Annotated in this window: 9 protein-coding genes; 1 reads left to right on the forward strand and 8 read right to left on the reverse strand. The window is 35.4% G+C overall.

Annotated elements, in window-relative coordinates; all coding sequences use genetic code 11:
- Positions 1–25: 25 nt before the first annotated feature.
- Genes EKM00_RS13120 through EKM00_RS13150 form a run of 7 tightly spaced genes read right to left on the reverse strand, consistent with a single transcriptional unit; the run spans position 26 to position 9613 of the window.
- Positions 26–1165, reverse strand: coding sequence for a cytochrome c oxidase subunit II (locus EKM00_RS13120; protein ID WP_126454221.1), 1140 nt, complete (start codon positions 1163–1165; stop codon positions 26–28).
- 19 nt (positions 1166–1184) lie between these two features.
- Positions 1185–2651 (reverse strand): quinol:cytochrome C oxidoreductase, encoded by a 1467-nt coding sequence (locus EKM00_RS13125; RefSeq protein WP_126516487.1) that lies wholly within the window; start codon positions 2649–2651, stop codon positions 1185–1187.
- A 27-nt stretch (positions 2652–2678) separates the two neighbouring features.
- Positions 2679–3224 (reverse strand): c-type cytochrome, encoded by a 546-nt coding sequence (locus EKM00_RS13130; RefSeq protein WP_126454225.1) that lies wholly within the window; start codon positions 3222–3224, stop codon positions 2679–2681.
- Between the two features lie 8 nt (positions 3225–3232).
- The gene (locus EKM00_RS13135) at positions 3233–3757 is read right to left on the reverse strand and encodes a DUF3341 domain-containing protein (protein ID WP_126516488.1); all 525 of its coding nucleotides are present in this window, start codon (positions 3755–3757) and stop codon (positions 3233–3235) included.
- On the reverse strand, positions 3750–5153 hold the full coding sequence (gene nrfD, locus EKM00_RS13140) for an NrfD/PsrC family molybdoenzyme membrane anchor subunit (RefSeq protein ID WP_126454230.1): 1404 nt from the start codon (positions 5151–5153) through the stop codon (positions 3750–3752). Before nrfD ends, EKM00_RS13135 begins: the two co-directional genes overlap by 8 nt.
- 39 nt (positions 5154–5192) lie before the next feature.
- Positions 5193–8249 (reverse strand): TAT-variant-translocated molybdopterin oxidoreductase, encoded by a 3057-nt coding sequence (locus EKM00_RS13145; protein ID WP_126516489.1) that lies wholly within the window; start codon positions 8247–8249, stop codon positions 5193–5195.
- A gap of 29 nt (positions 8250–8278) precedes the next feature.
- Positions 8279–9613: a c-type cytochrome gene (locus EKM00_RS13150; protein WP_126454234.1), complete on the reverse strand. Its 1335-nt coding sequence runs from the start codon at positions 9611–9613 to the stop codon at positions 8279–8281.
- 215 nt (positions 9614–9828) lie between these two features.
- On the opposite strand from EKM00_RS13150, the gene EKM00_RS13155 reads away from it, so the two are divergent.
- Positions 9829–10218 (forward strand): SPOR domain-containing protein, encoded by a 390-nt coding sequence (locus tag EKM00_RS13155; RefSeq protein ID WP_126454236.1) that lies wholly within the window; start codon positions 9829–9831, stop codon positions 10216–10218.
- A 351-nt stretch (positions 10219–10569) separates the two neighbouring features.
- On the opposite strand, the gene EKM00_RS15005 is transcribed toward EKM00_RS13155, so the two are convergent.
- A partial coding sequence (locus tag EKM00_RS15005; protein ID WP_233592299.1) for a hypothetical protein occupies positions 10570–10752 on the reverse strand: 183 nt, incomplete at its 5' end.

Here is a 10752-nt window from a genome sequence, read left to right on the forward strand (position 1 = left end):
TTACTTTAAATTTTTTTTAATAATATTATTTCATTACTGTTACAACAGCAGCAGCAGTATCAGTACTTGCTTCAGCATCTGCAGGAGCTGGAGCAGCTAAAGATGCTTTAACTTCATTAACGATAGTAGCCTTGTCTTTCAACCAAGCTTTATAGTCTTCAGGCGTATCTACAATAATTTTCATTTGCATGTTATAATGCGACGCCCCACAAATTTTATTACAAAGAAGCAGATAATCAAATGTGTAAGGATCTAAAGCAGCCTCTCCTTTTGCCACCAAACCAACACTTTTCTTAGCCCTCAAAGCATTAATATTTGAAACTTTTTCTACCATGTAAGGCAATTCTCTATATTCTACAGTGGTATAAACAGGCTCAAAAGCAAACTCAGTTACCATACCAGGAACACAATTCATTTGCGCTCTAAAGTGAGGCATGTATGCAGAATGTAAAACGTCTTGAGAACGCATTTTGAAATGAATTTTCTTCCCTTTTGGGATGTGCAATTCAGTAACCAATATATCATCTTGTGAGTATGGATCAGATAAGTCAACACCAACAGCATTAGCACCTTCAATAAACCTAACATTAGCTTTACCCAATACATTATCCTCACCTGAATACCTCGCTTTCCAGTTAAACTGTTGTGCATATAATTCAATTACGATTGTATCTTCATCTTCATCCACAAACATAATGTTATTCCATGCATAGAGACCGTAAAGAATCAATCCTGCTAGAACAACCGCAGGTATAACACTCCAGATAGCCTCTAACTTATTATTATCAGCAAAATAAAGCGCCTTTTGATCTTGTCTTCCTCTGTATTTGAAAGCAAAATAATGCAATAATACTTGAGTAATAGCCTGTACAATAAATATAAGGACCCAAGTTATGTTCATCAAATAATCTACTTGCGCACCATGTGCAGAAGCCGGAGTGTGAAGAACCAATGGCCCCCAAGTAAACAATCCATAAATTGAAAAAATATAAATGAAGGCTAAAAAACCAAACATTAAATAACCTTGAACGTTATTATCATTATCTGTAGCTACTTCAGAGCTATCGGGATTGGAACCAACTTGCGTCAGGTCGAATATTTTAGTCAATTGCCATAAAGCAACAGCTAATAAAACTAAAACTATAATTACCAACAAACTTGTCATCTGTTTTTTTCTTTAAATATTAATAATGAAAATGTTTACTTTCTTCGATAAATGGATTTCTTTTTGGCAATAAAGGAACTTTAGTCAATGCTGTAAAAACAACATAAATAAACAATCCAAGGAAGAAAAGAACAGAAGCTATCTCTGACACCCCAATGAACCATCTGTCCCCAACAGTTCCTGGCATAATCATGTTAAAAAAGTCTATATAATGTCCAACCAAAATAACAGCACCTGCCATGACTAAAACCCATGTAATTCTTTTAAAATCAGTATTAACTAAGATTAACAAAGGAAATACAAAATTCATAACTACAGCACCAAAGAACGGAAGATTATATAACTCGATTCTTGTTATGTAATAAGTTACCTCTTCTGGGATATTAGCATACCAAATAAGCATATATTGTGAAAACCATAAATAAGTCCAAAATATACTAAAACCGAACATGAACTTTGCTAAATCATGAATATGACTCGTATTAACGTGCTCTAAAAAACCTCTAGATTTCAAATACAAAGTAACTAATGCTATCGTGGTGATTCCACTAACAAAGAAGCTTGAGAAAACATACCACCCAAATAAGGTACTAAACCAATGTGGATCGATAGACATAATCCAGTCCCATGACATTATCGATTCAGTAACAATAAAGAAAACTAAAAACATCGCCGATAACTTAAAGTTTTTCTTATAAAATAAATCATCACTAGCTTCATCTTGTGCTAAACAATTTTTTCTTGAATAATAGTGATATAAACTCCAACCTGTTAAAAATATAGCCGCTCTAACAATCCAAAAGGGAAAATTCAGATACCCCGCTTTATTCGCAATTAATTTATCTGTAGCAACAACTTCAGGATCTAACCAAATAAAAAGATGATTAAGGTGAAGACCACAAAGCAATAATACTATAAAAAAGACAACAGACCCCACTGGTAAATAAGAGGTTATACCCTGCATAACTCTGAACAAAACAGGAGACCAACCAGCCTGAGCAACTTGTTGAATGGCATAAAAAGATAAAACACCTAACGAAACCAACATAAAGAATATACAGGCAACATAAAAAGCAGCCCATGGCTTATTTTGCAACTGATGCAAAACATGATTCAGATGTTCCGCATGTTCCGTTTCTTCACTTATTTCATGTCCCCCTTTTTTTTCTGCTACTTCGGCATGCAATGAACTCTCATGACTTTCAGTAACAGCTTCTGAGGTGCTGTTGGTATGCAATACTTTTGGATTGCTTTCCTCTTTTGTACTTTGAGATTCCTCGTGACCTTTAGAAGCATCATACGCTCCTACAGATTTCGAAGTTTCATGTTTAACTTCACCATGACTACCATGGCTTTCAGCAGCAAGAAGAGTTTCAACTTCTTGAATATCCTTTGGTGCACTCCAAAAACCATAACCAATCCCTAATACGCCCATGGCCATTAAGAGGAAAGAAAAAGTTTTTAATTTACTTGAAAATGTATACATATCTATTACGATCAGTTTGTTCAACAATTATAATTCGCTTTTTAGTTTTAGAACATAGTCAGTAACCAACCAACGTTCATGAGCACTCAACTGGTTTGAATGCGCACCCATAGAATTCAAACCATACGTTATTACATGATAAATACTACCCTCAGTAATAACTCTGTCTTTATAACTAGGAACACCAAGAAATTTTTCTCTTTCAACCAGTACACCTTTACCGTTTCCAGAAGCCCCGTGACAACTGATACAATAAATTTCAAAAAGTTCCTTAGCCTTTTCAGGCTCTTTACTTAATGAATCTAGTGGAGATTTAAGATTAGCTTTAGCTAACTCATAACCGGCAGTCGAATTTTCATATTCAAAAGGCTCAAACCCTCTGTTTATTGATCCTTGAGCAGGAAGTTGTCCTTCTTTACCATTTTTAAATGCATTTGATTCAGCATAAGTTTCATACCCTACTGACTCATACATATTTGGAAAATACTGATAGTTTGGTGCCGCATTATTATGGCAGGCAGAAACTAAAATAGTTAGACCAAATAAAAGTGTTATTTTATATACGCTTTTCATATCTATAATTAATGCTTTTCTATTACTTTAACTTCTACAGCCCCTGTACTTTGAAAAAAAGAAACTAATTCTTCTTCATTATCTTTTACAGCTACTTCCATTAAAAAATGGTCGTCTGTTGTTCTTACGTCTGGATTCTCAGCTTCTTTAAATGGCCACAATTTACTTCTCATGTAAAAAGTTATAACCATCAAATGGGCAGCAAAAAACACCGTAAGTTCAAACATAATTGGAACAAAAGCTGGCATATTTTCGATGTAACTAAAACTTGGTTTTCCACCAATATCCTGCGGCCAATCTTGAATCATAATATAATTCATCATGGCTGTTGCCACCGAAATACCAATGCAACCATACAAAAAAGCACAAATTGCTAATCGTGTAGGAGCAATTCCCATTGCCTTGTCCAAACCGTGTACGGGGAATGGAGTAAAAACTTCTTCAATATGATGATGAGCTGCTCTAGTTTTTTTAACCGCGTCCATCAATATATCATCGTCATTATAAATGGCGTATATTACTTTATTACTCATGGTGTGAATCTTTATTTGCTTCTCTTTCTCTTTTGTAATTATCTCCAGTTGCTTTCAAAATTGTTTTTACCTCTGCTTGTGCTATTACAGGGAATGTCCTTGCATACAATAAGAACAATACAAAGAAGAAACCAATAGTTCCGATGAATATTCCAATGTCAACAAATGTAGGAGAGAACATCGTCCATGAAGATGGCAAATAATCCCTGTGCAATGAAGTTACAATGATTACAAATCTTTCAAACCACATTCCAATATTTACGACTATCGAAATTATAAACGAAAACATAATACTTGTTCTTAATTTTTTGAACCACATGAATTGCGGAGAAAAAACATTACAAGTCATCATTGACCAATAAGCCCACCAATATGGACCGGTTGCTCTATTCAAGAAAGCATATTGTTCATATTCTACACCGGAATACCACGCTACAAATAACTCTGTAATGTAAGCTACTCCAACAATTGAACCCGTTATCATGATAACGATATTCATCAACTCAATGTGCTGAACCGTAATATATGCTTCTAAATTTGAAACTTTTCTCATAATAATCAGCAACGTATTCACCATTGCAAATCCTGAAAAAACAGCTCCAGCAACAAAGTAAGGCGGGAAAATTGTTGTATGCCAACCGGGAATTACTGACGTAGCAAAATCCATTGATACAATTGTATGCACAGATAGCACAAGAGGCGTTGCTAAACCTGCAAGAACTAAAGAAACTTCTTCAAAACGTTGCCAGTCTTTTGCTCTACCGCTCCAACCAAAACTCAATATAGAATATACTCTTTTATTAAAAGGAGTTATTGCTCTGTCACGCAACATAGCGAAATCAGGTAATAAACCAGTCCACCAAAATACTAATGAAACAGAAAGATACGTAGAAATTGCAAATACATCCCAAAGTAATGGTGAGTTAAAATTTACCCACAGAGAACCAAATTGATTCGGAATTGGTAAAACCCAATACGCTAGCCATGGACGACCCATGTGAATAATTGGAAATAAACCTGCCTGGATAACAGAGAAAATTGTCATTGCTTCAGCAGAACGGTTAATAGCCATTCTCCAACGCTGACGGAAAAGCAATAATACTGCCGAAATTAAAGTTCCAGCATGACCAATACCAACCCACCAAACAAAGTTCGTGATATCCCAAGCCCATCCAACAGTTTTATTTAACCCCCATGTTCCAATACCTGTAGAAACAGTGTAAATTATACAGCCTAAACCCCAAAGGAAGGCTATTAATGCAATTGAAAATACAATCCACCAATGTTTATTTGCTTTACCTTCAACAGGTGCTGCTACATCTACAGTTACATCATGATAAGTTTTATCACCTATAACTAAGGGTTTTCTAATGGTTGCTTCGTAGTGAGACGACATAATCCTTTATATTGATTCTTAATTAATTCTTTTTTTGTACTAAGTATTTCTAACTTTAACGTGATAAATCACATTAGGTTTTGTTCCAACATGCTCCAACAAATGATACATCCTTTCGTCAGCTACTAAGACAGCCACTTCCGTATCTTTATCATTTATATCCCCAAATTTCATTGCTCCGTTAGAACAAGCATTCGAACATGCCGTTTGGAATTCACCATCAACAATTACTCTTCCTTCGTTTTTAGCTTTCAAAATAGTCGCTTGTGTCATTTGAATACACATTGAACATTTTTCCATAACTCCACGAGAACGAACATTAACATCCGGATTCAATACCATACGTCCTAAATCATCATTCATATGATAATCAAATTCACTGTTTTTGTTGTATAAAAACCAGTTAAAACGACGTACTTTATACGGACAGTTGTTAGCACAATAACGCGTACCAACGCATCTGTTGTAAGCCATATGATTTTGACCTTGACGCGAGTGTGAAGTTGCCGCTACTGGACAAACTGTTTCACAAGGCGCATGGTTACAATGTTGACACATTACAGGCTGAAAGGAAACTTGCGGATTATCACCTGCCTTTTCCATTTCATTAAATGTAGATAATGAACTTGATAAACCTGCTATATTTTCTTTTCTTTCGTTATCACCTTCAAAAGTACTTTCGGAAGAATAATACCTGTCAATACGCAACCAGTGCATATCACGACTTCTTCTAATTTCAGCTTTCCCTACTACAGGAACGTTATTTTCAGCATGACATGCTATCACACAAGCACCACAACCGGTACATGAATTTAAATCTATAGAAAGATTAAAATGATGCCCGACAGAACGATCAAATGAAGACCACAAATCTACCTTAGTAGCCTCTACCTCCTTATGATCCAATGACACCATAGGTTGAGGATTCCAGATTTGAGCATCTTTTGTATTAAAAATTTCTAAAGATGTTTCTTTTATAATATCCCCTCTTCCCATCAATGTTTTCTGACCTTGAACACAAGCAAACTCATGTTCACCTTCAGCTTTTACCAAGGTTATTGACTGTACATTATTGAAACTTTTATATAAAGGATAGGCATTTAGACCCACCATCATTTCTTCCTTCAAAGCCGCTTTGCGACCGTACCCTAACGCCAAGCCAATAGTACCAACAGCCTGACCCGGTTGCACAATTACAGGAACATTTTCTAATTTAATTCCGTCTGCTGTGGTAATGCTAGCATAACTTCCGTTTAACCCCCCATTAGCAACAATTTCATTCGAAAGATCATATTTCTTAGCATCAGCATTGGACACCGTAAGGTAGTTATCCCACGAAACTCTTGTAATTGGATCCGGAAATTCCTGCAACCAAGGGTTGTTTGCTTGTTGTCCATCCCCTAAACCAGTTTTGGTGTATAAAACAAGTTCTAGTCCTTCAGAAGCTTTTGATTGTGCCAAAGCAGTTGCAGCAGCACCATAATCAGCAGAGCCTGCAGCTACAGTTGGTACAACACCCACATAAACACCATCATGCAAAACTTTATTCCAAGAAGAACCCGCTATTATTGTCGAAGCATTACCCTTAATATAATCGTAAAATGTACCACTCATTCCATTTAAAGACAACAATACATCCTGAAATTGTTTGGTATTAAAAAGAGGACGAATTGTAGGCTGAGTAATACCATAACTTCCTTTGGTGAAACTTACATCATTCCATGATTCCAAATAATGAGGAACAGCTGCTGCAATTGTACTTATTAAAGCCGTTTCATCTTCTTTTAAAGAGAAAGATACTGATGTTTTAACTTTCTTCAGTGCTTCTACAAAAGAAGTACTATCTGCTAAAGTATATACTGGATTAACGCCACTCATAATCAACGTATGAACGCTTCCTGCTTTCATATCATTAATTAATTGAGTCACTTTTTCATTTGAACCTTTTCTTATTTGTCTTACACCAGAGGTAGTAAAAGCAGTACTGGCCAATGCTTGATTGATAGCCAAAACTACTAACTGCGCATTTTTATCTTGAATACCTGAAACTAAAACTCCTTTTGAACCAGCAGCTTTTAATTGCTGAGCCGCTTTAGTAACTTCTGTTTTAAATTTATCTTCTAAAGTTACGCCAACAGAAGAACCTGTTACCACATTATAAATATGTACTAATGCCTGCTTTTGATTAGCCGTAGACATTGGCAGACGTTTATCAGCAGCAGCACCCGAGAGTGTCATATTAGCTTCTAACTGAAAATGACGAGACATTTTTCCTGCTTTTGGAACTCTTCCTTGCGTATAACCCGAATCATAACCCCCGCCTTGCCAGTCTCCAAGAAAATCAGCTCCAACAGAAACAATAAGAGATGCTTTTGAAAAATCATAATTAACTAAAGCTCTCTCTCCATAAACTGTTTCGAAAGCATCTAACGCTTCCGAAGAAGAAATAGCATCGTAAACAACATGTTTCGCATTAGGATTTTTGGCAATAAATTCGTCAATAAGCTTTTCTGATGATGGACTCGCCAGTGTACTAGTCAAAAGTACCACTTGCCCGCCTTTTGCAGCAGCATCAACGATACTAGACTTTATTTTAGAATCAACAGCGGACCAAGCCGCACTTTTACCTTCTATCTTTGGCTCCTTCAATCGCATACTATCGTACAACGAAAGAATAGAAGCATGAATCCTTGCATTGGCACTAAATGCAGCGCCTTGAATAGTGTTATTATCTATTTTAATTGGCCGCCCTTCGCGTGTTTTTACCAAAAGATTTGCAAAGTCGAAACCATCAAAAACTGACGTTGCATAATAATCGGCTACTCCAGGGATAATTTGTTCCGGCTGAAGCACATAAGGAATAGACTTGTTAACCGGTCCTTCACAAGCCGCAAGCGTGGCTGCTGCTGTGCTAAAACCAACGTACTTTAAAAAATCACGACGTGATGTTGACGAAGATGACAAAGCACCATCATTTCCTAAAAATTCATCAGTAGGAATTTCTTCAACAAATTCGTTATTTCTAAGGGCCTCAACAACAGAACTATTTTGATCTAGCTCTTCAACACTTTTCCAGTATTTTTTGTTTGATGACATATATAAATATTAAAATCTTAATAATTTGATTAATAATGGCATTTGCCACATTCTAAACCTCCCATTTGAGCCGCAGTCAACTTGTCTACACCGTATTTCTTAGAAAGCTCCTCGTGAATCTTAGTATAATATTCATTACCTTCCATTTTTACCTCAGTTTTCCTGTGACAATCAATACACCAACCCATTGTTAACGGGGCAAATTGTTTTTGAATTTCATACTCCTGAACAGGACCATGACACGTTTGACATTCAATACCAGCTACCGTTACGTGTTGCGAGTGATTAAAATAAACAAAGTCCGGTAAGTTATGAATACGAACCCATTTTACAGGCTGTGTTTTACCTGTGTACGATTGAGTTGTTTGATCCCAACCAACTGCAGTATATAATTTTTGAATTTGCTCATCATAAAACGCTTTACTGTATTCAGGAGTAGCTGTTGTCTCAGCAACTTCAGCAATATTTTTATGACAATTCATACAAACATTTAATGAAGGAATTCCAGCATGCTTACTAACTCTTGCCGACGAATGACAATACTTACAGTTGATTTCATTATCACCAGCATGTATTCTATGAGAATAATGAATTGGCTGAACTGGCGCATAATCCTGGTCAACACCAATTTGCATAAGATAACCATATACAAAATAGGCGCTCGCTAATAACAAAAATACAGAAGTAACCAACACTAAAAACTGATTTCTGACAAAAGATTTCCATATCGGTGTTGTAGGTGTTTTAGGCGCAACTTCAATACCATTTAATTTTGCGACTTTAGTTAACACTTTATTTACAAGAAACAACATGACTACAAGAACTAACATCACCAGAGACAAAGCCCCCAGAATGATATTGTTTGAAACACCACTATCTGAAGCAGCTGTTCCCGGAACAGCCTCAGTGCCTGCAGGTGGTGCAGGAGCCTCCGCTTTAGGCTCTGAGGTATAAGCAATTATGTTATCAATATCCCCATCCGATAATTGAGGGAAAGCAGACATTACCGCCTTATTGTTTTCCTCATAAACTTTTACAGCTTGAGCATCGCCTGACTTGATAAGATCTGAACTATTACGAACCCACTTATGAAGCCATGAAGCATCATATTTAGCGCCCACACCCCTAAGAGCTGGGCCTGTCGCTTTAGCATCAAGTTTGTGACATGCAGCACAGTTAGCATTAAAAAGCTCTTTACCCTTAACCGGATCAGCACTTTGTGAAGTAGCTGTAGCATCCGCAGTAACATCCGCTACTGCTGGAGTAGCTTCTTGAGCAAATGAAGTAAAGGAAATAGATAGCATTAAAGCTATTCTAAATATTAATTTCCTTGAGATCGAATTATGGTTACCCACCTTTTTCATATAGTATAATGATTATCTACTAAAAATTGGCACAGTTTTTTCTAATTATTTTTATGAAAACTGCTCCTTTATTTTAAACTTGCACAAAAATACGACTAAAGAACTAGTCTCAAAACCTTAAAATAGCCTTAATTTCAATTTATATCTATTCTAAATAACATTCGAAGTTTACTATGATTTATTAAATAGTACTTTTACACAAAAACAATCACATTATGAGAATTTTAGCCTTCAAAAAAGCTTTTTTTATCACTATTGCATTCAGCATTTCCTATATACATGCAATCGCACAAGACAGAAACTTAATCGTTAATCAAGACCCTAAATTTGAACAATTACTAAATGAAAAGAGAAAAACAAATATTTCTAATGCTACAAATGACCAATATAAAATTCAAATATTTAGTGGCGAAAGCGAAAAGGCAAGAAACACTCTTAATCAATTTAGACAACAATTTCGAGATATTGACGGAACCATTATTTTTTTTACTCCAAATTACAAAGTTTGGGTTGGAAATTTCAAAACACGAATTGAAGCAGAACGAAATCTAATAGAGATCAAAAAAAGCTATTCCAATGTACATTTGATAAAGCCTAACAAATAAAACAGCATCGGTAATCATGTATCTCCTATTTTAAAAAACCACTTCAAAAGTGGTTTTTGTGTTTTAATAATTGGATTAAAAAAAAAAAGTCAATTGAAAAATAGCAAAAATTCTCCTCTAATCGATTTAAAAATATTCAGATTCTGTAAAATCAAGCACTCTATTATTTGAAATAAGCAAAGAACTTTATATCAGGATGACATCATACGAATAAGCTTAGTTCAACAAAAAGACATTCTAATTAAGCTTAATTGAGAAGCATGATACTTAAAAAATCCTAATCCCTATACTGCACAGTCATAAAAAATTATTCCTAAAAACAAGCGTTGTATAGCTTAAATCACAAGCTACTCATTGCACAACATTAAATCCTATGCCCTCAGGATTAAATAAAAAATTGCGTTCTTCTATCTGAAATAAAAAAACATCGTCACATTTCTGTAACAAATAAAAATCATTGTCTTGTCCTGAATAACCGATACAGATTATTAGATAAAAATATTTAATTAAACACTTGCAAAAACGTTTTTGCAA

This window comes from Flavobacterium sp. RSP15 (assembly GCF_003968755.1).
Classification (GTDB): Bacteria; Bacteroidota; Bacteroidia; order Flavobacteriales; family Flavobacteriaceae; genus Flavobacterium.

Excerpts from the sequence above, each read along its gene's own strand:
- EKM00_RS13120 (WP_126454221.1), bottom strand. The coding sequence starts at position 1,165 with ATGACAAGTTTGTTGGTAATTATAGTTTTAGTTTTATTAGCTGTTGCT.
- EKM00_RS13125 (WP_126516487.1), bottom strand. The coding sequence starts at position 2,651 with ATGTATACATTTTCAAGTAAATTAAAAACTTTTTCTTTCCTCTTAATG.
- EKM00_RS13130 (WP_126454225.1), bottom strand. The coding sequence starts at position 3,224 with ATGAAAAGCGTATATAAAATAACACTTTTATTTGGTCTAACTATTTTA.
- EKM00_RS13135 (WP_126516488.1), bottom strand. The coding sequence starts at position 3,757 with ATGAGTAATAAAGTAATATACGCCATTTATAATGACGATGATATATTG.
- nrfD (WP_126454230.1), bottom strand. The coding sequence starts at position 5,153 with ATGTCGTCTCACTACGAAGCAACCATTAGAAAACCCTTAGTTATAGGT.
- EKM00_RS13145 (WP_126516489.1), bottom strand. The coding sequence starts at position 8,249 with ATGTCATCAAACAAAAAATACTGGAAAAGTGTTGAAGAGCTAGATCAA.
- EKM00_RS13150 (WP_126454234.1), bottom strand. The coding sequence starts at position 9,613 with ATGAAAAAGGTGGGTAACCATAATTCGATCTCAAGGAAATTAATATTT.
- EKM00_RS13155 (WP_126454236.1), top strand. The coding sequence starts at position 9,829 with ATGAGAATTTTAGCCTTCAAAAAAGCTTTTTTTATCACTATTGCATTC.